Annotated in this window: 17 protein-coding genes; 8 read left to right on the top strand and 9 right to left on the bottom strand. The window is 58.6% G+C overall.

Annotated elements, in window-relative coordinates:
- Nucleotides 1-418 precede the first annotated feature (418 nt).
- The 4 genes from IVB19_RS14025 to IVB19_RS14010 all read left to right on the top strand — a co-directional run bounded on the left by IVB19_RS14025 (nucleotide 419) and on the right by IVB19_RS14010 (nucleotide 3194).
- On the top strand, nucleotides 419-1231 hold the full coding sequence (locus tag IVB19_RS14025; RefSeq protein ID WP_085358720.1) for a YqaJ viral recombinase family protein: 813 nt from the start codon (nucleotides 419-421) through the stop codon (nucleotides 1229-1231).
- Between the two features lie 70 nt (nucleotides 1232-1301).
- Nucleotides 1302-1529, top strand: a complete 228-nt coding sequence (locus IVB19_RS14020; RefSeq protein WP_247821525.1) for a hypothetical protein — start codon at nucleotides 1302-1304, stop codon at nucleotides 1527-1529.
- 22 nt (nucleotides 1530-1551) lie between these two features.
- A complete protein-coding gene (locus IVB19_RS14015; RefSeq protein WP_247821524.1) occupies nucleotides 1552-2742 on the top strand; it encodes an ERF family protein in 1191 nt (396 codons plus the stop codon).
- Nucleotides 2739-3194 carry a hypothetical protein gene (locus IVB19_RS14010; protein ID WP_247821523.1) on the top strand — a complete coding sequence of 152 codons (456 nt, stop codon included), beginning with the start codon at nucleotides 2739-2741 and terminating at the stop codon, nucleotides 3192-3194. The genes IVB19_RS14015 and IVB19_RS14010 overlap by 4 nt, the downstream gene beginning before the upstream one ends.
- Before the next feature lie 258 nt (nucleotides 3195-3452).
- Here the strand turns inward: IVB19_RS14010 and IVB19_RS14005 are convergent, their stop codons facing one another.
- The 6 genes from IVB19_RS14005 to IVB19_RS13980 form a co-directional block, all read right to left on the bottom strand.
- Nucleotides 3453-5180, bottom strand: a complete 1728-nt coding sequence (locus tag IVB19_RS14005; RefSeq protein ID WP_247821522.1) for a PQQ-dependent sugar dehydrogenase — start codon at nucleotides 5178-5180, stop codon at nucleotides 3453-3455.
- A gap of 426 nt (nucleotides 5181-5606) precedes the next feature.
- Nucleotides 5607-6221: a transglutaminase-like cysteine peptidase gene (locus IVB19_RS14000; protein ID WP_247821521.1), complete on the bottom strand. Its 615-nt coding sequence runs from the start codon at nucleotides 6219-6221 to the stop codon at nucleotides 5607-5609.
- An 877-nt stretch (nucleotides 6222-7098) separates the two neighbouring features.
- Nucleotides 7099-8412 (bottom strand): HlyD family type I secretion periplasmic adaptor subunit, encoded by a 1314-nt coding sequence (locus IVB19_RS13995; RefSeq protein ID WP_247821520.1) that lies wholly within the window; start codon nucleotides 8410-8412, stop codon nucleotides 7099-7101.
- The gene (locus IVB19_RS13990; RefSeq protein WP_247821519.1) at nucleotides 8409-10112 is read right to left on the bottom strand and encodes a type I secretion system permease/ATPase; all 1704 of its coding nucleotides are present in this window, start codon (nucleotides 10110-10112) and stop codon (nucleotides 8409-8411) included. The genes IVB19_RS13995 and IVB19_RS13990 overlap by 4 nt, the downstream gene beginning before the upstream one ends.
- Before the next feature lie 322 nt (nucleotides 10113-10434).
- Nucleotides 10435-12867, bottom strand: a complete 2433-nt coding sequence (locus IVB19_RS13985) for an Ig-like domain-containing protein (RefSeq protein ID WP_247821518.1) — start codon at nucleotides 12865-12867, stop codon at nucleotides 10435-10437.
- Nucleotides 12868-13406: 539 nt separating this feature from the next.
- Complete coding sequence (locus tag IVB19_RS13980; RefSeq protein ID WP_247821517.1) at nucleotides 13407-14444, bottom strand: glycosyltransferase family protein; 1038 nt, start codon at nucleotides 14442-14444, stop codon at nucleotides 13407-13409.
- A gap of 678 nt (nucleotides 14445-15122) precedes the next feature.
- Here IVB19_RS13980 and IVB19_RS13975 point away from each other — a divergent pair.
- Together IVB19_RS13975 and IVB19_RS13970 are read left to right on the top strand one after the other, a co-directional pair.
- The gene (locus IVB19_RS13975) at nucleotides 15123-15749 is read left to right on the top strand and encodes a 2OG-Fe(II) oxygenase (RefSeq protein ID WP_247821516.1); all 627 of its coding nucleotides are present in this window, start codon (nucleotides 15123-15125) and stop codon (nucleotides 15747-15749) included.
- 287 nt (nucleotides 15750-16036) lie between these two features.
- Nucleotides 16037-16981, top strand: coding sequence for a hypothetical protein (locus IVB19_RS13970; RefSeq protein WP_247821515.1), 945 nt, complete (start codon nucleotides 16037-16039; stop codon nucleotides 16979-16981).
- Nucleotides 16982-17240: 259 nt separating this feature from the next.
- Here IVB19_RS13970 and IVB19_RS13965 read toward each other — a convergent pair whose 3' ends face one another.
- Entirely contained in the window at nucleotides 17241-18671 is a 1431-nt protein-coding gene (locus IVB19_RS13965; protein WP_247821514.1) for an O-antigen ligase family protein, read from the bottom strand.
- A 386-nt stretch (nucleotides 18672-19057) separates the two neighbouring features.
- Here IVB19_RS13965 and IVB19_RS13960 point away from each other — a divergent pair, with 386 nt between their 5' ends.
- Both IVB19_RS13960 and IVB19_RS13955 read left to right on the top strand, forming a co-directional pair.
- On the top strand, nucleotides 19058-20461 hold the full coding sequence (locus tag IVB19_RS13960) for a nucleotide sugar dehydrogenase (protein WP_247821513.1): 1404 nt from the start codon (nucleotides 19058-19060) through the stop codon (nucleotides 20459-20461).
- Nucleotides 20462-20479: 18 nt separating this feature from the next.
- Nucleotides 20480-21757: a glycosyltransferase family 4 protein gene (locus tag IVB19_RS13955; RefSeq protein ID WP_247821512.1), complete on the top strand. Its 1278-nt coding sequence runs from the start codon at nucleotides 20480-20482 to the stop codon at nucleotides 21755-21757.
- A gap of 197 nt (nucleotides 21758-21954) precedes the next feature.
- On the opposite strand, the gene IVB19_RS13950 is transcribed toward IVB19_RS13955, so the two are convergent.
- The gene (locus IVB19_RS13950; protein ID WP_247821511.1) at nucleotides 21955-22680 is read right to left on the bottom strand and encodes a polysaccharide deacetylase family protein; all 726 of its coding nucleotides are present in this window, start codon (nucleotides 22678-22680) and stop codon (nucleotides 21955-21957) included.
- Nucleotides 22677-23843, bottom strand: a complete 1167-nt coding sequence (locus IVB19_RS13945; protein WP_247821510.1) for a glycosyltransferase family 4 protein — start codon at nucleotides 23841-23843, stop codon at nucleotides 22677-22679. The genes IVB19_RS13950 and IVB19_RS13945 overlap by 4 nt, the downstream gene beginning before the upstream one ends.
- Nucleotides 23844-23899: the final 56 nt, after the last annotated feature.

Genomic DNA, 23899 nt, shown 5'->3' with positions numbered 1-23899 from the left:
CGGGGGTTAAAACAGGCCTAACGAGTTCTTCGATTCTCGCTGCGCGAGCTATGCAGCGACCCCATGCTTCGGGCTCGAGGCCGAGATGCTTATCCGCACGCGCTAGTTGACAGCGAAGGCCCATTCGAATGTCTGAGCTATGAGCGTGGTCTTTCGCTGGCTCCTTTCCGGAGGCGGGCTCCGGGACCTCCGCCATTCTCGTCGATGAACTCGACGCCGGCGGACTCGAGAGCTTGTCGAAGGGCCTGCTCGTTCGCAGCGGTGACCGGGATCTCTCCGTCAATGACCTCTACCCGGCGGATAGTCGCTACGCCGACCTTTGAGGCCTTAGCCAAGTCGAGCGCACTCCACCTCAGTAGGGCACGAGCAGCGCGGAGCTGAGCACTAGAAAGTCCCATGCACGCCCTTGACTTTTCAGATGGATTTTCCGCCAAAACGAATACCTGATTCAGTGACTCGCCGCTCGTTCATCGGCGGGTCGGATGCCCGCATAATCATGGGCAGCGACGCGGGGGCGCTCCTCCGGCTCTGGCAGGAAAAACGTGGCGAGGTCGAGCCTGCGGACCTGTCGGGCGATATGATCGTCCAGCTCGGCACCGCGACGGAGCACCTCAACCGCGCCTGGTACGAGCGCCAAACCGGCCATGCGATCGAGCACATTCAACGGCGGGTTTTCCACCCCGTGCACAAGTGGATGGCCGCGACTCTCGATGGGCGGGTACACCAAACTGCCGCGGTGTTTGAGGCCAAGTTCATGCTGCCCTGGAATTTTTCCGAGGAGGCGGCGGCCGACAAGCACATGGCCCAGCTGCAGCACAACATGTGGGTTGTCGCCGCAGGCACCGCGGTGCTGTCGATCATCACCGGTGGTGGCCGGTGGGTCGAAATCAAGATCCATGCCGATCCGCTTTATCAACACCTGCTGCTCACCGCCGAGAAGAAATTCTGGCGCGGTGTGCAAAATGGCGAGGCGCCGCAGCTGTTTGGAGTCGAACCGCCCCGGCCGCGGCTGGCGGCGGTGCGTGTGGTCGATATGACAGGATCGAACGCCTGGGCTGAATTTGCGGCGCTCTATCGCAAATCCAACGCCGCAGCGCGCGAGCATGAGCGGGCGAAAACAGAGCTCAAGGCGCTGGTGCCGGAAGACGCAAAGGAGGCCAGCGGCCACGGCTTGCGCGCCAAGCGCTCGAAGGCGGGCGCGATCAGCTTCGACATGGTCGACGCCGCATAATCCGTCCGCCAAGCTCAGCCCCGGCTGCCGCTTGTCCCAGCTCGAGCCACCCGCTTCGGAGCCTCTGCCGATGCTGCCGCCCTTTGACTTCATCCACCTCGATCCCTCCTGTGATCCGCCGCATTCGTACCAAGCGGCATTCGAATTGTTCGCTGAACTGTCGGCTAAACTGCGCGGCTTTGAGGCGAGTTCCGCCCAAGACTACGTCCTTCTCGCCGTGATCCGTCACCTGGAGAACCAGCTGGTCATCGCCGGACTCATGCTGGCCACCCAGCTCGACCTCCTGAATGACAGATAACCCTCAAGCAGTGGAGATAGCCATGCAGCGCTGCAGCGGGACCATCAGCCAGATCGCCGGCGCGCTGGCCAAGGCGCAGGCCGAACTGGAAAACCCGGAAAAGTTATTAACCGCGACCATCGTGTCGCTGTTCCCGCGCGAGGAAAACCGCACCTTCCGCTATGCCTCGCTTGCCAGCGGGCTTGAGATCGTGCGCAAGTGCCTCACCAGATACGAGATCGCGACCGTGCAGGCCACCGCGATCGATGCCGACACCGGGCTGATCAGGCTCTCGACCACCCTGCTCCACACCTCGGGCGAATGGATTGCCTCTGATTGGCCGGTATGCCCGGTCGCCGACACCGCCGCACCGCACCGAATGGGCGCGGCGCTGACCTATGCGCGGCGCTATGCGCTGTTCACGCTGGTCGGCATTGCCGGCGAAGACGATCTGGACGCCCCCGATGCGTTAGCCGGCCCGCCCGCTGCGGCGTCGCAACCAGCCGTTGGCGCGATAGCCAAGCCCGCCAAGGGCGTGCTCAACCGCGCGCCGGTGCTGGGGCCGCCAAGGTCCGCCGAGCTCCGCGAGCAGCTGTTGCGCCAGCTCGCAGAGCTGTCTGGCAGCACTGACCTGCTTGCCTGGGCCAAGGCCAGCCTTCCTCTCAAGAACAGCCTGCTGGAGGCTGACGCCCGCTTGGTCGAGGCCGCCTATCAGAGCAAGCTCGAGGACGCCATCCCTCCCGCAGCCAGCAGGGTCGAACAAGCGCACGCGTTAGATCGCGAGCCAAGCCTGGCAGAAGAACCGCTGCCGGCAGCAGTTGCGGGCACCGAGACCACGCCGCAGCCGGCCCTGCCAGCGGCGCCCGAAACGGGGCTCGCTCATCCCAAAGAGCCTCCCCGCAAGCGCAGCAAGGCCCACCTGCTGTTCGTCCGCAAGCAGCCCTGCCTCGTCTGCCAGCGAGCCCCGTGCGATGCCCACCATCTGAAATTCGCCCAACCTAGGGCGCTCGGCCGCAAGGTCAGTGACGAGTTCACCGTCCCCCTGTGTCGCACCCATCACCAGGAGCTGCACCGGCATGGCAACGAACGGGCCTGGTGGGCCAATATGCAGATCGCGCCGCTGCCGGTGGCGCAGGACTTGTGGGTGGCGAGCCCAGTCCACAGCCCGTCCAGTGCCGCCGTCCTGAGCGCGGCCGTGCCCTCACGCACCGGGGAGGAGGCCTCGCCGCTATGAACGGCGCCTTCCAAACGGCGCGCCCGCGCTGCCGGCGGAGTTCAGTCGCCGAACTCTCCTGGGAGATTCAGCGCTACCGCGTACTGCGCCACAAGCTTCTTGAGACTTATAGCCAAAAGGCGATTGAGGCCACGCTCCGCCGCATCGGCATGGTAGTGATCGCCTCGGAGTTCGAAGACAAGGCCGTGTACTACACGCTGCAAAACGCGCTGAGCTGGCGGATCGATCCAATCGCTACGTTCGAGATCAACGCGCGTCTTGCGTCCTATGGATTCGATGCGACGCCATCAACACGGAAGTCTACGCGCAGGCGCGCGAGCTCTTGGTCCTGTTCGACGGCTTACTCAATGCCGCGCAGACAAAAGCGCATGTTGCTGCTCCACGAGATCCGGAAACTCGTAAGCGGGCCCATGCGTCGAGGGGCGTCGCCATGCCGCTCACGGAGCGCTTGAAGTCGGGCACAATTAGCTCCGGCTTGTGGCCATCGAATAGGCCGTCACACGATCAAGACAATCCATCTTGCCGCAACGTACGGCCGATTTTCTGTGTCCACCCGCGCACACATCCACACATCTTGCGTTAGAGTCCACGATGGCACAGGCGGATTTGTTCTGGACCAAAGATCTTCTCGTTAAAGACTAACGTTGGGGCGAATATCGGACACAGCTCACAGGCATGGCAAAATTACAAAGCCGGCACGACGTACTCCGTCAAAGCGTACGTAGATAACTGAGGATGGCTCGGCGTTCTGTCGCGCTGACATCACCGGGGAAATCCATTCTCGTTCCAGGACAGAAGACGCTTGGTGCTTTGAGGAACTCGTTAAGGCGCTCTTCGGTCCATGTGCCCCCTACCCGGCGCAAACTCGATGAATAATCCGGATAGCTCGTGACCGACGCGACTTGACGACCAACAATGCCGACTAAATCTGGTCCGATCCGATTGCCAATCATCAAGTTCGGCTGATGGCAGCCGCTACACTTCTCCGCGAAAAGAGTTTCACCCGTGGCACCTTCCTTGGGACGAAGGGAGATCAATTTCTGTTCATCCGTCCATAGCAAGAGACTGCCATCATTGCCCTCGATGAGGTCGCGGATGCGACTCCCGATCGCGATCGGCTCGAGGTATTTGACCTGACCGTCCCGCACACGCGCGCGAAACAGCGTCGCCGCCTTGAGTGTGGCGATCAGGAGATCACCTTGCCACTGCGCAAACAATCCACGCTCCACCCCGACTAAATTAGAAACTGCGATCGAGGGGACCCAAGCGAACACTGGAGCTTCATAGCCCTTCTGCTCCGCAACAGGTTTATTCAGCGGCCACGAGAACGAACCATAGTCTGTTCCATAGGTCGCAAATGGCCAACCATAATTGGCGCCCCGGACCAGCTGATTGAGTTCGTCGCCGCCCTGCGGGCCATGCTCGGTCGACCAAATCGTTCCAGACCGATCGATATAGAGGCCTTCCGCATTTCGGTGACCAATCGTAAAAATTTGAGTGTTTCCATCCGTAATGTTAATGGCCAGTGTTTTGCCGTACGAGGCTGCCGGGTCCTGTGCATAGGCGTGAACCGAGGCAGCCCCGTCGAAGCCAAAATCACCGACGGTCAACAGCAGCGTTTCCGGATTTAAGAGAGCCATCCGGCCCCCACCAAAATAACCGACAAAAGGAATCCCGCGGCGGCGGTGTTCGCCGCGCGTTGGCAGGCAAGGTGAGGTCTCATATAGGGTTCTCCATCCGGAGACAGATTCCCCGCGAAGTAATGCCGCGCGGTTCGCCTCGAGGACGGAGATGCGTTCGGTCCAACATTCCTGACCAACATGCCAGTAAGCGTGCGAGACGAAAATGCGTGTACTGGCGCTGACCTCCTGAACCAGCAGGTCATACGTTCGGAACCACTCAGGATTAAGAACCTCGTGTCCGGCCTCTCTGCTCTGGGTCTCTTGAGGCACCCAGTCGGAGCGGTCTGCCCATGGACGGCCTGCAGCCGCGGAAAACGCCTCGCCGTTGATCGGTACCAGATACGGCAGCGTGTGGACGGTCATGTGGTCGACCGCTTCCCAGGAGAAGACATGGAGATGGCCGTCTCCGCTCACGAGAAGATAACGATCGCCGATCCGGGCCAGTGCTCCGCCGCGCACCGCAGATCTTGGAAACGCGTTCGAATAAGTATGAACGTCCAAATTGTAGAACTCAGTCTTGATCAAGGTATTACTGTGCACTGCTACCTGGGGTGTAACCCGCAATGCGAACGACCCCGCGGCCGCCGCTGCCAGCAGCCCGCCAAGCGCCAGAGCTTGGTGCAGCGCCGCAGTTCCTACGAAGTACGGGGCGGGGACGAGCACCAGGGCAGATGTGAAAATCCCGAGGGTGATGGCGCGGGAATAATCGGTTCTGGTGAGGACAAACCCCAAGAAGACCACACCAAAAATCGCCATTGTGGACGCGATTGTCCCACCCAATCCCCGCCCCGGTGATGAGGGCCTAATCAAGAGAGTACATGCGGCGCTTAGGACGAAAGACGCCATAAGACAGCCAAATGGAAGCGACTGGGCAGGAGGAAGCTGCCAAAATGCCATCCCGTAGGTCAGTACTGGAAATAGCAAAAGCAGCACGACACACATGGCATACCACACCACCGGATAGTGCCATTGTCCGCGCCGATGAGGTTTTCCTTTGGATCGCGTTTGATTGAGAAAGTCGAAGTGTGGACCCACATCCTTTTCCGACGGTGGAATCAGCCACACCCTTCGCAATCCCTCAGTCTCCACCTCCGTGGATCCCCGGAACTCCATTTGATTCTCCCTAACGCTTTAACTCGTACAAGCGTGCCGCGCCGCAATCTAAATTCATTGATTTCGAGCTCATGCCCCTAGCCGCCCAACCACGGCCCACAGCCCGTCCCTGCCGGGGCTCTGGACCCGAACCCAGCGATAGGGCGTCCGCCACCAAGGCTTGATCTGCGGGGTGAGATTGTCGAGAACCACATCGCCGCTCCTGGTACGCACGAGAAGCACCAAATGGTGCTCTCCGGAGCCGACCACGACTTCGCTCAATAACAGGACCCGCGCCGGCCAGCCCCGCTGAAGCAGCTCGTGGCGCTTGCTGACTGCGTAATCATTGCAATCGCCGCCAGCGGGGTTGATGATCCAGGTCTCGCCAGCGAGTCCGAGCTCGTTGCGAACCGGCGCTATCGCCGAATTGACCGTGCGATTGATTTCCCTCAGGTCCGCCCATCGCTTCTCAATCAACCGCACCGGCCCGCCGCGGAAGAAGCGCCGCGGGCGACACTCGGTCTCATAGCGCTGGCAAAACACCGTGTAGCTGAAGGGCGGAAGCGTCGGGCGCCCCAGCTCGATATGTGCAAGAGCCGCCTGCGGAGCCGTCGGCATGGTCAACAACGCCGCTCGCCCGCACGGAGCGCCTCCTATCATGACAGCTATGGCTGCCGCGACGACTGGCCCGGAGGTTCGTTGCATCTGCCGATCCCCTGCGAACGCCAAGCTGAGGCCCGGATTCACCGCCCAGCGCGGCGGCCCCGGCCGCGGGGACGATTATCTCTCATATTATAATATTTAATACTATTTAGATTTAATTCGACCTGCAAGAATAAATAACAATTAAATTGATGCAAAAGTCGCTTGCAAGGAGTCGTCGCGCCAGCGGCCCTGCCGAGGGAGAGACGGGAAGAATGAACGGAGCGGGAGGTTGATCGGCGCGGGTGTCCCGGTGGAGAGGTCCGTCAAGCGCCGCACGGAACGTGCTTCGCGCATCCAAGGGTCAGGCAACAATTTAGCGCGCCACCATGATTTGTTGATTTAATCATCCACCGAGGTCGTCAAACGGTGCTTCCTCGAGCAGGACAGTGTCATATGCCAGGTGAGCTACTTCATATGCCAGGTGAGCTACTCGTCATCCCTGGGGGCTGAGGCTTCAATACTTGTCTTCGTCGCGGCGATGACCCTGTACGTCAGGCGAATGGACGTCTGAGCGGACGGTCGTTCGAGCGGTCCGTAGCCTTGTCCACGGACAACAGGCATCCGCTGCGGTCGATCCGTCCAAAGCCGCGCGATCTATTGCAGTTGATCAGGAGGTGGGTCGATCTCACCGCGCTCGCCCCACCAAATCTCTTGCGACGACCAGACATTACCAGAACGCCGCGGTCGAGCCTTCAAACCAGACCGCAGGCTCCGTCCTGGCTTGTGACGCGCACTCGTCGGCTAGCCACGCCCGCTGCGGATGCTTCCAGCCGCCCAGCCGTGCCTTCCTTCAGAGGCTAATCGCAACGCTGGCGCCCACGGATAGGGCGCCAGCCCGAATTCGCGCAGTCGAGCCGTACTATCTTCCCGCGAAGAGTCAGCGCTCCTTGAATGCGCGCTCCGCCTGATCCTGCAGCGGCTTGAGCAGGTAGGACAACGCGGTCCGACCTCCCGTCTTGATGAAGACCTCGACGGGCATGCCGGGCAACAGCTTGGCCGACCCGAGTTTCGCCAGCTCTTCCGGCTTCAGCAGAACGCGCCCCGTGTAGTAACTCGTGCCGGCACGCTGATCCTGGGTGATGTCTGCCGAGACCATGCTGACCTCTGCGTCGATTTCCGGCGTGGTCTTCTGGTTGAACGCCGCGAAACGCATTGTCGCGGTCTGCCCCACATAGACCTGGTCGATATCGCGCGGTGCGATCTTGACCTCAACCGCAAGCGAGTCCGCATCGGGCACGATCAGCATGATCTGCTCGCCGGGAGAGATCACACCTCCAACCGTGTGGACGCTCAGCTCGTGGACGCGGCCGGATTGCGGCGCCCGGATATCGACCCGGTTCAGTTGATCGACCGCCGCAGTTTTGCGCTCGCCCAGCTCGGAGAGTTTCGAACGCGTTTCGATCAGATCCTTGCCGACTTCCGTCCGCAGGTCCTGGTCGATCTGAATGATCTGGAGTCCGATTTCGGCGATCTTGCCCTTCGACTGAGCGATCATTCCTGCCAGCTGACTGCGCTCGCCTTCGAGGCGGGCGGAATCACGCTCGAGGGAATTGAGCCGCGTGATCGGCACCAGATTTTTTTGCCAGAGACTGCGCACGCCCTCCAGCTCCTGCCGGATAAATTCGACTTCCTTCTGCTTGGCCTCGGTCTGCCCCGTAAGGCCTTTGATCTCGTTTTCCAGCTGCGCGCTTTTTTCCTGCAACTGGGCTTTTTGGCCGCTCCTCGCCTGACGACGCAGGTCGAACAGCTTTCGCTCCGCGATGATTGCACGGCTCGCCTCGGAGTTGCTCTCCTTGGCCCGGTCGAGCAGCACCTTGGGAAACATGACGTGCTCGGCACCATCGCGCTCGGTCTCGAGACGAGCCTGCCGCGCGAACAGCTCATCGAGGCTGTTGGTGACGATCGTCGCATTCGCGAGCGTCTGGGTCTCGTCGAGGCGGATCAAAATATCCCCTGCGTTGACCCGGTCGCCCTGCCGCACGCGCAGCTCTCCCACGATCCCACCGGTGGAATGCTGAACTTTCTTGACGCTTGAATCCACCACGACCACTCCTTGGGCGATCACCGCGCCCGACAATTGGGTCGTTGTCGCCCAACCGCCGATCCCAAAGGTGACCAGACCGAACATGATCATACCGACGATCATGTAACGCTGGATGGATTGCATTGCCGGAGCCACCTGGCCGTTCATCGGCTGCCTCCTTGAGCTTCCGCCACGACCTTGAGCGCAACGGGATTTCGCAACACTCTGTTGAGAACCTCCTCTCTGTTGCCGAAGGACTGAACCTTGCCTTCCCCGAGGCACAGGACATGGTCCACGGCCTCCAGCGCCTTCGGACGATGCGCGATAACCGCAACAATCCCACCCCGGCGGCGCACGTTCAGGATCGCCTCGGTCAAGGCTTCCTCACCCTCGGCGTCAAGATTGGAAGAGGGCTCATCAAGCACGACCAGAAAAGGCTTGCCGTAAAAGGCCCGCGCGAGCCCGATACGCTGCCGCTGCCCCGCCGACAGCGCTACCCCTCCCTCGCCGATCTTCGTGCTGTAGCCGTCCGGAAGGGAGAGGATGAGATCGTGTGCGCCCGCGGCATGCGAAGCTTCCAGAACTGCGGCGGCCGTTGCCTGCGGATCGAACCGTGCAATGTTCATTGCAATGCTGCCGTCGAACAATTCGACGTCCTGAGGCAGATAACCGATGTGCTTGCCGAGGGCGTCCGAAGACCAGTGATCGAGCGAAGCCTTGTCGAGCCGGATCCTGCCTCGAATGCACGGCCAGACCCCGACCAGCGCACGTGCCAACGTCGATTTGCCGGATCCGCTCGGACCAATGATTCCGACCGCCTGCCCCCTCCGCAGCTGGAACGACACTTCACTGACGGTGGGCCTCTCCGAGTTTGGCGCGCCGATATAGAGCTGCTCGACGGTGAGGGTTTCAACAGGCGCAGGCAATGCCAACCGCTCCTCCTCCTCAGGCAGAAGCTTCAGCAGGCGATCGACTCGCTGCCCCGATTGCCGCGCGGCGACGAACCCTTTCCAGTTCGCAATGGCCAATTCAACGGGCGCCAGGGCCCGCGCGGTGAGGATCGATCCGGCAATGATGATGCCGGCCGTCGATTCCTGGTTGATGACGAGAACGGCGCCAACGGCGAGGACCAGCGATTGCAAGATCGCCCGAAAAATCTTGGAGGCGCCACCGAGTCCGTTCGCGACATCGCTGGCCCGCTCATGGGCTGCGAGGTATTTCGCGTTAACATCCCGCCAGCGCAAGGCCGCCTGTTGCCGCATGCCCATGGCGTGCAGGACTTCGGCATTTCGTCGCCCCTCGAGCGCCAGTGCGGTCCGCGAAACTGCGAGACGCGAGGTCGCCTTTGCCGGCCCTCGGGTGCGCGTTTCCGTGAGCATCGTAATGACGACTAGGACCAGTGCGCCGGCCAGCGCAGTGACGCCAATCCAGAAGTGAAAGAGAAAGCAGACGCCGAGATAGATCGGCATCCAGGGCAGATCGAAGAGCGCCGTCGGCCCTCCGCTCGACAGGAAGCTGCGGATTTGATCAAGGTCCCGCACCGGCTGCAAGCCATCGCCGTCGGCTCTGGTCTTCAAAGGCAGGCGAACAAGCGCGTCGAATATGCGAACGCTGAGCCTTTCATCGAAATACCGGCCGACCCGGGCGCTGATCCTGCTCCTGACGAGGTCGAGCCCACCCTGGAACAGGTAAAGAACGGTGGCCAGAACCATCAAGGCCATCAGCGTCGGTATGCTGCGCCCGGGCAGAACCCGATCATAGACTTGCAGCATGAAGAACGAGCCGGTGAGCATGAGAAGATTGCTCATCCCGCTGAAGGCCGCGAGAGCCCAGAAAATCCGGCGGCAAGACCGCAGGAAAGCGGACATCTCTGACTGCGGCTCGTCATAATCCTTCGCCGACCGGGATCGATCAGCGAATATCCGTTGCCGCAGGACTTCGACCGAGCGCTTTGCCCAGCCGATCAGTCGCGGCGTCCGCAGTTCGGCGTCATCCGCCGACTGTCCTCCGCCAGCCCATAGTCCTGATATGTGCAGAAGTGGAATGCGAAAAAGATTCGCAGGCGGGGGGATCACCCCCCGCCGTCTAAAGTCCATCATGGCAGCCGCCCTTGAGTCATGCCTTGTCGGGGATCCCCCAAGAGATCCCTCGAGGCCGTTGTTGAGTACTTTCTGTGTGGTTACGCAGTCCCTACGCGAAGTGGAAGTCGTGGCTGGTCAAACCATCCAGCTTGGTGTTCTTCAGCGTGAGCGTGTCGCTCCCCGTCGCGATCACGACGTCGCCGCCTGACTGGGCCGCATGGGAGAGAACGCTCGCGAAACTGTCGAACACGGTCTTGCTGAACTCGACCGTGTCGTGTGCAGGTCCGCCGGCAACGAAGCCCTTGATGACGTCGTTGCCGAAATTCGCGGCAAACGAGAAAGTGTCGGCCTTGCTGGTGCCAACGAAGAGATCATTGCCTGATGTGCTCGTCTGTGTGTTGCTGCCTGTCGAGCTCGAAGTAGCAACGACCTGACTGTTGCTCGTGGAGGACGTAGCTACGCTGGAAGCACCGATCTGCCCGTCACCATTGAGATCCTGGTGAAAGCTCGTCTCGAGCGATTTAAGTCCGGAGTTCGTACCCGACACGGAGCCGCCGGACGTGGAGCCGGTCAGGCTGCTGACATGAGAAACGTAGTTGCCGTTGCTATCGGTGTTCCACGCCGTGTACTGACCCGTGCTCGTCTCTTTCCAGACGACCTGATAGCCCGTCGCAGTCTTCTCCGCACCAATCGGCGCCCAGTTGCCGTCTGACCCGTCGACAAACTCCACGCCGTGATACTTCAGCGACGGGCCCGTCCCGGTGCTGCTGTTGAGGTAGTATTTGTCGCTGCTCTCAACGAGACGTGTTGCACCAGCCGACTCGATTACCGTGCCAGCAGTTGGCGGTGGCGACGTCGGTGTGGTCGGTGTGGTCGGTGTGGTCGAACTGGTAGCACCGATCTGCCCGTCACCGTTCAGATCCTGATGGAAGGTCGTCTCGAGCGACTTAAGGCCCGAGTTCGTACCGGACACCGAGCCGCCCGACGTGGAGCCGGTCAGGCTGCTGACATGGGAGACGTAGTTGCCATTGCTGTCGGTGTTCCACGCCGTGTACTGACCCGTGCTCGCCTCTTTCCAGACAACCTCATAGCCCGTGGTCGTCTTCTCCGCACCAATCGGCGCCCAGGTGCCATCTGACCCGTCGACAAAATCCACACCGTGAGACTTCAGGGACGGGCCCGTCCCGGTGCTGGTGTTGAGGTAGTATTTGTCACCACTCTCCACGAGACGTGTCGCACCGGCCGACTCGATCACCGTGCCAGCAGTTGGCGACGTCGGCGTGGTGGGGGACGTCGGTGTGGTGGGGGAAGTCGAGGTACCGATGCTGGCCGTAACCACGGCGGACGCCACACTGGTATTACCCGCCACGTCCATTGCCTTTGAGGTGAGGCTGTGCGAACCGGCCGCAAGAGCGGCGGTGGTATAGGCCCAAACGCCGCTGCTGTTGGTCGTCGCGGTCCCGATCTGGGTCGTGCCGTCGAACACCTTTACGACGCTGCTCGCTTCGGCATTGCCCGACATCACCGCCTGATTGGCGCTGTTCACCGTATGGCTGACAATTGTCGGCGCCGTCGGCGCTTTAGTGTCGACGGTGACTGCCAGCGCAGACGATGCCGCGCTGGTCTCCCCCGACGAATTGGTTGCCGTTGCGGTGAGCGTATGCTTGGCGTCAGTCAGGACCTTTGTGATATAGTCCCAATTGCCGCTCGAGTTCGCAGTCGTCGAACCGATCTGGGTCGTACCGTCGTAGATCTTGACAGTGCTCCCGGCAGCAGCGGCACCCTTGAGCTCGATGGTATTGTCGTTGGTGATCTTGTCGCCTGCGGTGCCGCTGTCGGTCGAGAACGACGCGATAGTGGGCGCACCCGGCGCGGTCGGCGTCGCCGGTGCGGTGGGCGCAGTCGACCCTTCCACCGGTAGAGGGGGGGCGATGAGACCACCCGGGACGAGTTGACCATTCACGATAGTTGCGGAGCGTACATTGTCCCACTCCGTGATGTGGATCTTCGCATTGACCTGCTGAAAGAGAAAGTCGTCGCCGCTAAATGGGCCTACAAAATACACGTCCTTGAGGGCCACGTAGCAATCGTCTGCATCCGCCGCAATACGCAGGCCAAACGGGCCACCCTCGAACACGACATTATTGAAAGTGAACGTTCCGCTGTAACCGTCTGCAACCCACACCCCAGCGGTTGCGTTACTGTCGTGTGAGACGATCGTCGAATTTGTGATCGTCAAACTTCCGGTGGCGCCGGGGGAATAGGCCTGAATACCGTCGGCGTGATCGCCCGATATTCCCGTAGTTTCAATGTACGAATTGTTGATTTTTATATCCCCGCCCCCCGCAATGCGCACACCTTCTCTTGAATTAATTCGAACCTCGTCGAGGGTGAACGAGCCGCTGCCCATGACGGACGCAACAGAGCCGGTGTCGGTAATGCTCGTGTTCGAAAGCGTTCCGCCATTTTGCAGAGTGACTGCCTGTGAAGTCGTATTGCTGCTAAACATCGGGTCATTCCAGCTCAGAGGAATGGCTGCCATTCAATTTTCTCCTGATAGCTTCGATTGGTTGTTGATAGCTTCGAATGGTTGTCCGTGGCACGCGCCCAATTTAACTTTTTCCGAGCGGCGATACCCCAAGTGCGACTCTGCTAGCGCAGCGCCGTTCGGTTCGTCTTCACGATGGGTGGAGGCTTTTTTGCGACGACACGACGGCCCACCCAAGGTAATTCCCAGCTAACCCAGCCAAAATCGCACCGCCCACGAATTCAATACATCCGAGATTCTTTAATTAACTCAAGCATCAAGTCGGCGTTCAACAGCTACGCCAATAACATCAACCTATACCTAGGAATACTGGACCGACGATCTGCCGTTCGACAAAACCCTATTGGAGGTCAACGGGTCCCGAAAACAAATTAATAATATTGGGACGACAATCCCATCGAACCAACCAAAATATAATCGATGAACCAAACGCAATTTTCAATATTGCCGAGTAGTCGACTCGCCGGACCCCACCGCCGGTAGGGCAAAAATCTGCTGCGTGCGTTGGGACCTCGGCGGGATCGGCGCCCCGATCAACCGAGCTCTTGCGCGCCGGGCACCGCATCCGGCCGCCCTGTCTTGCCTTTTGCGCCGTCCAGCAAACCCACGAAAGCAACTCTTGCGGCCGGCACGGAGCCTTTGACCATATATCGTGCTGCGAACAACACTCCGACTCCGAAATGGCAGATCCAGCGCCATCCTGCAAAGCGCCGCGCATAGAGAATTCCGTTACGGGCAGACAGATAAATCGAGAGATGCGAGCGTTTCTCGGGAGCAACGGCAGATCCGATGGTCGTTCCGCCAATGTGGCGAATGATCGCTTTGCTCGCGAAGCCGATGCGGTGCTTTCCGCGCCGCCGCCCCCAATCCAGATCTTCCATATAAAGGAAATAGTCCTCAGCCATGAGACCGACGTCTTCGACGAACGCTCGCGTTGCCAGAACACACGCTCCGCTTACCGCATCGATCCGACCAAGATCTTCGACGGAGGGGGCACTACCAATTGGCGCATTCCTTCCTACGGCAACAACGCGGCCTGTCGTTCGAGACCAATGCAGTCCGTAGTTGATGATCTTGTCGGGGGCATCGTGAAAGACCAGGCTTCCGCCCACCATGCCAAATCCCTCAGCAGACTTGGCAATCAATTCGGACAGACCGCGGCTATCCACTTCGGTATCGGGGTTCAGGATTAGCACTGAACTCCAACCGGGGACACCGCGCAACGGCTCAAGCCACGCGTTTACGCCGCCCCCGTAACCGAGGTTCTCAATTGCGAGCCCAACTCGGACAGCATTCGTGCGATCCTGAAATCGGCATTTTGCCACTGCGGCCAATCGCTTCCGTGGCTGGTCAAGAGTATCCGGCGCATCCGATGCTCCTTGCAATGTTCGGTCCGGTCCCACGAGCGCCGCCAGCAATCTCCGGTAGGCTGCCTCCCCGCCATTTTCGCAAATGAAGACCTCAAAATGATCCCAATCCGAACGAGCAAGCGACTTCAAGCAACGATCGACATCGGCGACATTGCAGTATGAGACAATTATGATGGCAATCTTGGAGCTGATGGTCGACATGGCTCAAACCGCCTTTTCATTTTCTGTCGATGCTGACGGACGACCATTGCCCACTTGGCAGCTTGCACATGCTCGAACGCTGCTTCCGAACAAAAGCCCGTCCCAGAGGAGATGCTGAGATCCACAACGTGCAACCGGGCAAGAGAATGGACCCCTTTGCAGAAAGAAAAGCGATCTGCTCACGCGCCTGCCTGTCGTTGATCGCCACCAGCCCTGAGACGCAGGACTCCTGCGGATCACAACCAAGGACATCGGCCCGACGCTCCGGCAAAGAGGCGCCGGCGCCCCGGCAATGGATGCAGTGAAAGAGAAAAGTATCGCACCGACGAGTTTGACAGAGTCATTATTCATGCTTTGATTTTCGATCAGAAAATGCGAGAGTACGACTAATTCAAGATTGGTGCAGTTATGCACACACGTCAAATGGGAACAGCCTAGAACAACAGCCAGCTTCCAGATTATTCTTGGGCGTGAGCATCAATGAATCGCAGCTTCTGCTCTGGTTCGATCGAAGGCTGCGTGCCTAGTAATTGGCCACATAATCATCTTGTTTCGGCCATGGAGAACCGCAATTCTCGAACAGCACACTTGTTACAGCGAATTCTAGTTCTGACAGGGGCGCGCGCCGCTTCACCTAACAATGTCGTCTACTAGCGTTCATCGGACTGAGTACGCGCAATGTCATCCAGTGGAACGATGTCAGGAAACTCAACAGGACTCCAGTCCCAAGCGCGCCAGTACGGCGCCGCAGATGTGGAAGTGATAGACGACTATCTGAACAAGTCCGAGCAAGAGCAGATATATGAGTTCTTGCAGAGCCCGGGCTGGGTTTACGGCGCGCGTTCACATATGGGCAACGACGCTAGCCGTTACTGGTTCAAGCACTTTGCCGGGTTCTGGAAAGTGCCGACTGCGGGGCTTGAGCGACATGCGCAGACCGAGCAGGAACTGAGCCAATATCCACTGGTTGAGGCAATGTGGCAGAAAGTGCGCGGGTCGTCGCGGCTGGTGCGCTGCTATGCCAACGGTTATCCATTCGGTGCCGAAGGCGGCGTGCACAAGGATTCGATGTCGGCCGAGCACTATACGCTGCTGTATTACCCACATCCGCATTGGAACCCGGACTGGGCGGGCGAGACGCTGTTCTTCAATGAAAATGGGGATGATCTGCTGTGCGCAGTATACCCCAAGGCGAATCGACTTGTGAGATTTCCCGGTTCTATCCCGCACGTGGCGCGAGGCATCTCGCGCCTGTGCCCGCTCTTGCGCATCACGCTGATGTTCAAAGTCTCATCGGCGAACTAGCCGATCATTGCAAAAGAGAACTGGGTCGCCGCAACCGGCGACTCCTTGAGTACCGCTCGGGCCCAAGATCAACTCGCTCCCCGAACGTCGGAGTTTGACGCACCTCCATGATACCGAGATCAGGCTCTCGATAGCGGCGTTTATGAGCTATTTTGTGATAGCGCGCGGCATGCCCCCGCAAGCAGCCTGCATGCGGCGTTCCTCAAACCAACGGAGAATCTTCCCGAAGCGTTGCGCTGGTTCGGATGGGCAGAGATTCGGCAGAAGTTCGCTTTAGGAGAGCTTCCATGCGCTACCTCATAACCTTGACCCTGTTGCTGGTAGGGGCCGTTATTGTCCAGCCGACCGTTTCCTCGACGCGAGTCGAAACTGCGAAATTGACGTGCCTTGATCCCGGGGGCGCATTACTCTCGAGCGCCCCCCATGCTAATGGCGTGCGGGAGACCTGCAGAAGCGGCGCCTTAGCGACGCCAGGCAAAGAGTTCGAGATTCACCCCGGCAGCTATCGCACCACAGCAACGGGTCGTGTGACGGTCGTTCCTGCCGCGATGCCCGATCCCACGCCTAATCCGGAGAACTCGGCCGGCGTTCCGTTGAGCTTCAATGATCCCGTCTATGCAAACGTTACGAGCGGCACGAGTCGTATCGCATTGTCGCCGGAATCGTCCCTAACCGACTTGTCAATCGTTGAGAACTCGGGGGAGCCGACGATCACCTGCGGCGGCTCCTGTAGCCTCACGCGGGTTCGCATTCAGTCACGAGAAGGGGTTCGGTGCATCAGCGGCAATATTAATCTGACTTGGGTCTATATCGCGGCAACGGGAGTCGGCGACGATCACGCGGATGGCTTGCAGTGCTATGCGCCAGACTCCACGGGCACCGTCACAGTCAAGAACTCGACGTTCAAGCTGGCTGGAGCCTCGACGGCGGGTTACTGGTCGGCCGATAACTGGCGAGGCTCACACGTCTTCGAGAACGTGCTGTTCGAGGGTGGCAATCATGGCCTCCGTATCCCGGCAGACGGCGGCTCCTCGGTGAGCCTGAAGAATGTCTATTTCGTGCATGGCTCCTTCCGCTATGGCGCGTTCCTGTTCGACGTGGTCAAAGGGCGGCGCATCAACATCGTGCAATGGGAGAACGTCCGCTGGGCGGGATGGCATGGCGACAAACTCGTCCTTGGAGAGCTCATACCGCGGCCGCCTGCAATGCCCCGCCTGCCCGCAAACCCCTGACAGGCCTGCAGTGTACTTTAAACTATCTGTGTTGAAACGTTGAAACCGACCCATTGTGCAGAGCCCCGCGAGGCCCCTCGGAGATGGCCCATGGCTTTCTGCTCGGCTGCGGGTAGGCCAGAACGAGCTTCCGCTGGATTCACCCCGTGAGGCAAGGGCCCTGCTTCGCAATTACTCTACGAGGTTCGTCAAATCGATTTTTCACATCGCCACATAGGTCGGAACGGCTACGGTGGCGAAAACGCCCGTCAAGTGTTCCTTATGAGCGACGTCGATTCGTAGTCACGCAACCACGCCAGCCGGCCGGACCGTGCGGTTCATTGCGAGGCGCTTCCGATCCTCGCCACAAGCCGTGCGATGAAAGTGAGTGAGCGTTGTGAGCGGCGGACTGGGCGGGAGGGTCCCAGTTACCCTGCTCAAACATCCACATGCCGCTACCGAGCAGGAAAATGAGCAGGACATAAGGAGCATCCCACAAGTGGACGGTGCAACTGGCGAGGGCTAGTCCACAAAGGGCGATAATGAGACCCTTTCGGCATTGCGCCGCCTGGAATGACAGATTTCTGATCCGTCCCAGTCCAAAGCAAACCGAAAGAAATCCGCCAGCGAGGAACAAAAGGCCGGGGATACCGTAGCGCACGGCAGTGACCAACCAGAAATTATCTATGCTGCCGCCCAGCCACTCGGGACGTTCCCAATCACCGAAGCCAATTCCAAAGATCGGGTGCTCCATCACTGATCGCGTCGCGTAGTTCCAGATATGCACACGCATGTAGGAATTGTCCGCGTTAAAGGTCAGGTACGAAATAAAGATAGTGAAAGGGCTGCGATTCGAGTTCAAATCCACGACAAAATAGGCAGCAATTACAAGCGTGCCCAATATTCCCCAACGTCGCGCCACGCTAGCTGTGATCTTGTCCCAAACGATCAAGATGGCCTGAACGGCAACGGATAGGAGAGCACCGGCGGAAAGGGAGGAGAATACCGCTATTGCCACCAAACCCGTTGCTAATCGTCCTCCCCGGCGCGCGAGGCCAAATACATAAAAGCTCAAGGCGAATACACTTGAGCAAACGACACCAAATAAAATGAAGTGTTCGAACGGGCCCTGAGCTCGTCTAAGCCCGAACCTTGGTTCACTGCCAGCGATACCGTAAACGGAAAACACCTTGCCGAACAATTCAATCAAGATCGGCGAGCCGGTGACATTCTCATAGAGGGCGAATGGCAGAAGAATAAGAACCATAAGCACCAAAGAACCCACCATGCGCTGGAACGCGAAGACATCCCGAATGAATCGCCTTGCAAAAAGGAATGTTCCTAATGTCTCTATGACGAATATCCCTCCAGATTGCAGACCTTGGTCAATGCCGTGCACGCTCACCAATATAACCGCACCCCATATCGCCGCCAAAAGCATCCAGATATCCGGCAGCCGTATGCGCCCGACCGAACCAGATAACCACGCCATCAAACACGGAATGAAGGTCAGTACCAGCACCAGCCGGTAGGGCGACAAGCGTGTCGGGCCGAGATAGAAATGCATCGGCATAGCCAAGGCGAAAACGAAGATAGGAATGAGTGGGGAGATCTTGGGGATCCGCCTCGGCCGCGCCGCCGCGGCTTGCCCGCCCGCGAAAGCCAGCGAGTCCATAACATCACGCGACTCACTCGTTGCAAGGCGTTCCATCCGATCCATCCGCTAGGCAGGAGGCGCGATACCGCAAGGTAAAGATGTGACGCCCAGAGCATCGCCACATTTAATTTTATTATTAATAGGGAACACCCCGGGAGACAAGAGCCCTACCCGCCCATGTGTTTTAAATAACCATAATCGACCCTGACGCACTGATTAAAACAAATTTTGGGAGCCAACCGCAGAACTGCCAGTTCCAGCGAAGCCCGGGGTCAAGCGCCCCGGAGCCATCGCCAAAGGCCGACACCGGGCTTCTAGCTGCCCAGGAAGCCACCCGCATTTAAATTCATCATTCAATTACTATTGATATTCTAATTATGTCAAATATAATAACCATCAATTAATCCAACGTCTCGCATTTAAATTTCGAGAGATCATCCATGGACACGTACGTTGACTCCCGCGAGGCGTGGAACAACCCCACTTTAGCAAAGAAGGGAGAGGCTCGCCTGGACGCCGCTGGCAAGTTCAGGATTAGTGTCTTCGGGATAGGTTATGTCGGCATAGTTTCTGCCGCCTGTCTCGCACGAGACGGACACGACGTGGTGGCGGTCGATGTCAATCAAGACAAGGTCAATCTTCTGAACCGCGGGCTGCCGCCTATCGTCGAGCCGAAGCTCGCCGAACGTATCCGCTCTGTAGTCCGCGCCGGTCGCCTGAAGGCAACCACCGATTCTTTGGCCGCCGTCTCGTCGACGGACATTTCATTGGTCTGTGTCGGAACACCCTCGCAGGATAACGGCTCCCTGGAAACATCATTCGTGAGCCGGGTAGCGCAGGAGATCGGAGAAAGTATCCGCAATACTACTAACTTTCATTCCGTTGTAATGCGCTCAACGATGCTGCCAGGCACGATGGAGAATATCGTCATACCTATTCTGGAGCGGACGTCTGGCAAAAGAGCCTGTCAAGATTTCGGGGTCGCCTATCTTCCCGAATTCCTGCGAGAAGGAACGGCTATCGCCGACCACGATGATCCAGGAACTATTGTAATCGGCGTAGACAACGATCCTTTAACGCTACGGCGGCTCCTGAAACTTCACGCACACTTTTCGGCAAAGCCTTGCATCCTTTCAATTCGCGGTGCAGAGGCCGTCAAATATGCAAACAACGCCTGGCATGCGACGAAAATCAGCTTCGCGAATGAAATGGGATTGCTTTGCAAGGCCATGGGAGTCGACAGCCACCAAGTCATGAACGTCCTGGTCGCTGACAAGAAGCTGAATATCTCCCCGGCATACCTCAAACCAGGGTTTGCATTTGGCGGGTCCTGCTTGCCAAAGGACATCAGCGCTTTGCGCTACGCCGGAAGAAATGCCGATATCGACACGCCATTGCTAGATGCCGTGTTGCAGGCGAATGAGAACCAAATTCAAAGCGCCTTCCGACTTATTACTGCGACCGGGAAGCGGCGTGTTGGACTCATCGGACTGAGCTTCAAGCCGGACACCGACGATCTGCGCTACAGTCCGATGCTCGAGATTGCCGAAAGATTGATTGGTCGCGGTTATCAGCTCGCGATCTATGATTCGAACGTTCGCCTATCCCGACTCACGGGGGTCAACAGGGATCACCTGACGAGTCGCCTGCCGCACATTGCCTGTTTGCTTCGAGAAAAAATGAGCGATCTCGCCTCCTTTGCCGAGGTCCTCGTTGTGGGAAACCGCAAGGAGTTTCTAAAGAACTCATCTATTTTGAAGGGGCATGATAAAATTATCATCGATCTCGTACGCATCGCGCCGGAAAGGCAGACGGGAAGCGACTATCGCGGTATATGTTGGTAAGTCGCGGGGATGGCGATCATGACGTTGACATCGGTAGTTGACGCCACGCGCAGCATGCGCCCCCGAAAAATCTTGATCATTGTTGAAAATCTCCCCGTTCCGTTCGATCGCCGAGTCTGGGCGGAGGCGCAATCATTGCAGAGAGCCGGATACGAAGTGACGGTGATCTGTCCCCGCGGTCCGTTCGCAGAAGCTCCGTTCGAATCGATTGACGGCATCGAAGTTTATCGCCATCCGCAGCCAATCGAAGCCAATGGCAAGCTTGGCTACATCGCCGAATACAGCAGCGCGCTATGGTGGGAATTCGCCTATTCGCTCAAGGTGTTTTGGCGGCGAGGTTTTGACGTGATTCACGCCTGCAATCCGCCGGATCTCATTTTTCTGGTTGGGGCGTTCTACAAGTACGTATTCGGCAAGAAGTTCGTGTTTGATCATCACGATTTGAATCCCGAGCTATTCGAGGCGAAATTTGGACATCGCGGACTGGTCTGGAAGGCGCTTGTCCTTCTCGAGCGAATGACTTTCAGCGTGGCTGACGTATCAATCGCCACCAACAAGTCTTACGCCGACGTCGCCATCCAGCGCGGAGGGATGAAGCCCGATCGCGTATTTGTTGTCCGCTCCGGGCCAAACCTCGCGCGCGTGCGTGAGCTCGCTCCTGACAACACGTGGCGCAATGGCCGGTCGCATCTGGTCGCCTATGTCGGTGTGATCGGAGAGCAGGAAGGCATTGACCTCCTGCTAGAGGCGGTTCGGCACATCACATCCGCATGCCGACGCAACGATATCCAGTTCGTCATCATGGGCGCGGGACCAAGCCTGGACAAGCTCAAAGAGACCTGTGCGCGGATGCAACTTTCGGAATTTGTCACCTTCACCGGCAGGATCGACGACACGACGCTTTTCAAGGTACTCTCGACTGCAGATGTCTGCGTCAATCCAGATCGCCCCAACGCGATGAACGACATGTCGACCATGAACAAGGTCATGGAGTACATGGCGCTCGGCAAGCCGATCGTGCAGTTCGACCTAGCCGAGGGACGGGTATCCGCACTGTCCGCTTCTCTCTACGCGCGCAACACCGACACGACTGATTTCGGTGACAAGATCCTCGAACTCATCAATGACCCATTGCGGCGGCGCGATATGGGCTTGTACGGACGCAATCGTGTACGCGACGAGCTGTCCTGGGAGCATGAAGAACCAAACTTGATGGCGGCCTACGACGCTGTTTTCAACAGAGCCTCTCCGGCGCGAAACGATCACGATTCCGCGTCCCGATTCTCGCCAAGCTAATGGTCCCGCGGTTTCAGGTTTGAAAACGATCGGCTTCCCCGCCAAAATGTCAAAAGATAGCAAGGAGCTTCCGAGCCTCCAACCGGCAACGTCAACATCTGCTGCCGCGGGTCCCACGTTCGGATTACACCGTGACGACATTTTGACTGGTACCGACACTGAGAACACTCGTCTATCAAGTGTCTACCAGTATCACGCTATCGATAGCGCCAGCGCATCAATCGGCGATAGATTCCCAGCTTTGTGCTGACCCTCCAGGCAATGCCACGCATCGCAGCCGGATCAAGCAAGTGCCGTCGCATGTACTCCGCATCCATGTTGTTCGTCAGACAAAGGCGGGAATAGAGAAAGGATTCGAATCCGCGATGATACCCAAGCTGGATTGTAAAGAGGTGCGTATAGCCAGCCCCCAAAGCCGCCTCCCAAACCCGTCGGGAAAAGCGCCCGTATGGAAACGCAAAAAGAGTGACCTCTTGCCCGAGGCGATCCTCCAGCATTGACTTCGAAACCACAAGCTCGCGCTCGAGTTCGACATCCGAAACAATGGTCAAATCGACGTGCCCCATGCCATGTGAGCCAATCGCGATACCAGCCCTGCCAAGCTCCTGAATCATCTCCCAGCTCATACGCCCCCGTGTCCCTACAAAATCCACTGGAATAAAGGACACGAAGCCCGGAATTCGACCGGTCTTCAAGTAGCGAGCATAGGCAAGTGTGTAGTCCGAAAGAAATCCATCGTCGAAAGTGAGGAGGACCGCGCCGGTGGCGCTGGCTTTGGGACCGGTGCAATGCTCCAGAAAACTCTGAGGCGAGATCAGTCTGTCCCCGCAAAGTGCAAGATGCGCGTCGAATGCGTCTTGGGTCAGGCACCACGCATTCGAAGGCGAGGCTTCCACCAATTCGTGATAGTTCAGAACAATCATAGAGTTCGCATCAGATCTGAGACTCGCCGTCCCCAGGTCTGCCAGTTCAGTCGAGCCTCGAAGGCGTCACGGCTCGATCGTCTCAGGCGCGCCAGCCGGTCCGGGTTCGCAAAAATCTCGAAGATGACCGTCGCATAGTCCGTCTTCGTGGCATTCGGCGGCAACAAGATGCCGGTCTCGCCGTCGCGGATAGCGCAGGGGACGCCACCAGTGGCCGGCGCAATGCTCGGTACCGCATGGGCTGCAGCTTCACAGAACACGATGCCGTAGCAATCTGCCCGGGTTGGCAGCAGAAAGAAATCCGCGTCGCGATAGAGTTGATCCAGTCGTTTGCGCTGTTCGCGATCATTCTTGTCGAGATAGGGGATGATCGTCAAACCATCTCGAGTGAGCGGTTTACGCGGAGTACATCCGCAAATCACGAGTTCCGCCTCTACGCCCCTGTTTCTCAACTCAGCGAGGGTTCGGACCGCGATGTCCGCGCCCTTCTCCACCCAGTTGGCACCTATGAAGAGGAGCCGACAGGGACCAGGTTTGCGGCCTGCAAGCACGGAGGCGCGATACGGCGTTTCATCAAGGTTGGCCCCCCACGGAATGACATGCACACGGGCACGGTCGGCACCGTAATCCCTAATGGCGGATTGGGCTGCCCATTCCGACGGGTAGAGGAGCAGATTAGCGCGCGCGATCGTGTTGCGTTCCAAGCGTTCAGCGATGTCCCTGGCAGCGCGCGACAAGTTTCGATAGTTCGGATGGTAGTTCTCAACGAGCCGAAAGGTCGCGTCGGAAGCATAGACGAGCGGAATGCCCTCGGGCACGCTCCAAGCAAAAGTGGATCCGGCGGGCGCGAAGACGACATCGGGCGCGGCCGCGCGGATCTTGCGCTCTGAGTCAGCTGCATACTGAGCGACTACTGACCCCGCATGGAATGGAGAAAGGCCGCGACTGCGAAAAACACGGCGAACTCTGGAATACGCCTTGTATAGAGGCAGAATCGGTGCGTTTAGGGGACCGATATGGACCACCTCATGACCTTCATCTGCTAGCGATTTCGACATGTGAAACGGAGTGCCGGACCAAAACTTAACGTCGCGCGAATCGCCGATCGTGGCGAAAGCAATCCGCCGCGCTACCTGGTTGCCGGCGACGTGGCTCTGAGTCATTTTATTCCCTTACGGACACAGCAATCGACTGATGTACAAAGAGCGACAAGGTGGCC

The sequence above is a fragment of the Bradyrhizobium sp. 187 genome (assembly GCF_023101005.1).
Lineage (GTDB): Bacteria > Pseudomonadota > Alphaproteobacteria > Rhizobiales > Xanthobacteraceae > Bradyrhizobium > Bradyrhizobium canariense_D.
This window is presented reverse-complemented; position numbering and strand designations above follow the sequence as displayed.

What these genes read in the sequence shown, in the direction of transcription:
- IVB19_RS14025 (WP_085358720.1), top strand. Translation starts at nt 419, where the DNA reads ATGGATTTTCCGCCAAAACGAATACCTGATTCAGTGACTCGCCGCTCG.
- IVB19_RS14020 (WP_247821525.1), top strand. Translation starts at nt 1,302, where the DNA reads ATGCTGCCGCCCTTTGACTTCATCCACCTCGATCCCTCCTGTGATCCG.
- IVB19_RS14015 (WP_247821524.1), top strand. Translation starts at nt 1,552, where the DNA reads ATGCAGCGCTGCAGCGGGACCATCAGCCAGATCGCCGGCGCGCTGGCC.
- IVB19_RS14010 (WP_247821523.1), top strand. Translation starts at nt 2,739, where the DNA reads ATGAACGGCGCCTTCCAAACGGCGCGCCCGCGCTGCCGGCGGAGTTCA.
- IVB19_RS14005 (WP_247821522.1), bottom strand. Translation starts at nt 5,180, where the DNA reads ATGGCGATTTTTGGTGTGGTCTTCTTGGGGTTTGTCCTCACCAGAACC.
- IVB19_RS14000 (WP_247821521.1), bottom strand. Translation starts at nt 6,221, where the DNA reads ATGCAACGAACCTCCGGGCCAGTCGTCGCGGCAGCCATAGCTGTCATG.
- IVB19_RS13995 (WP_247821520.1), bottom strand. Translation starts at nt 8,412, where the DNA reads ATGAACGGCCAGGTGGCTCCGGCAATGCAATCCATCCAGCGTTACATG.
- IVB19_RS13990 (WP_247821519.1), bottom strand. Translation starts at nt 10,112, where the DNA reads ATGTCCGCTTTCCTGCGGTCTTGCCGCCGGATTTTCTGGGCTCTCGCG.
- IVB19_RS13985 (WP_247821518.1), bottom strand. Translation starts at nt 12,867, where the DNA reads ATGGCAGCCATTCCTCTGAGCTGGAATGACCCGATGTTTAGCAGCAAT.
- IVB19_RS13980 (WP_247821517.1), bottom strand. Translation starts at nt 14,444, where the DNA reads ATGTCGACCATCAGCTCCAAGATTGCCATCATAATTGTCTCATACTGC.
- IVB19_RS13975 (WP_247821516.1), top strand. Translation starts at nt 15,123, where the DNA reads ATGTCATCCAGTGGAACGATGTCAGGAAACTCAACAGGACTCCAGTCC.
- IVB19_RS13970 (WP_247821515.1), top strand. Translation starts at nt 16,037, where the DNA reads ATGCGCTACCTCATAACCTTGACCCTGTTGCTGGTAGGGGCCGTTATT.
- IVB19_RS13965 (WP_247821514.1), bottom strand. Translation starts at nt 18,671, where the DNA reads ATGGAACGCCTTGCAACGAGTGAGTCGCGTGATGTTATGGACTCGCTG.
- IVB19_RS13960 (WP_247821513.1), top strand. Translation starts at nt 19,058, where the DNA reads ATGGACACGTACGTTGACTCCCGCGAGGCGTGGAACAACCCCACTTTA.
- IVB19_RS13955 (WP_247821512.1), top strand. Translation starts at nt 20,480, where the DNA reads ATGACGTTGACATCGGTAGTTGACGCCACGCGCAGCATGCGCCCCCGA.
- IVB19_RS13950 (WP_247821511.1), bottom strand. Translation starts at nt 22,680, where the DNA reads ATGATTGTTCTGAACTATCACGAATTGGTGGAAGCCTCGCCTTCGAAT.
- IVB19_RS13945 (WP_247821510.1), bottom strand. Translation starts at nt 23,843, where the DNA reads ATGACTCAGAGCCACGTCGCCGGCAACCAGGTAGCGCGGCGGATTGCT.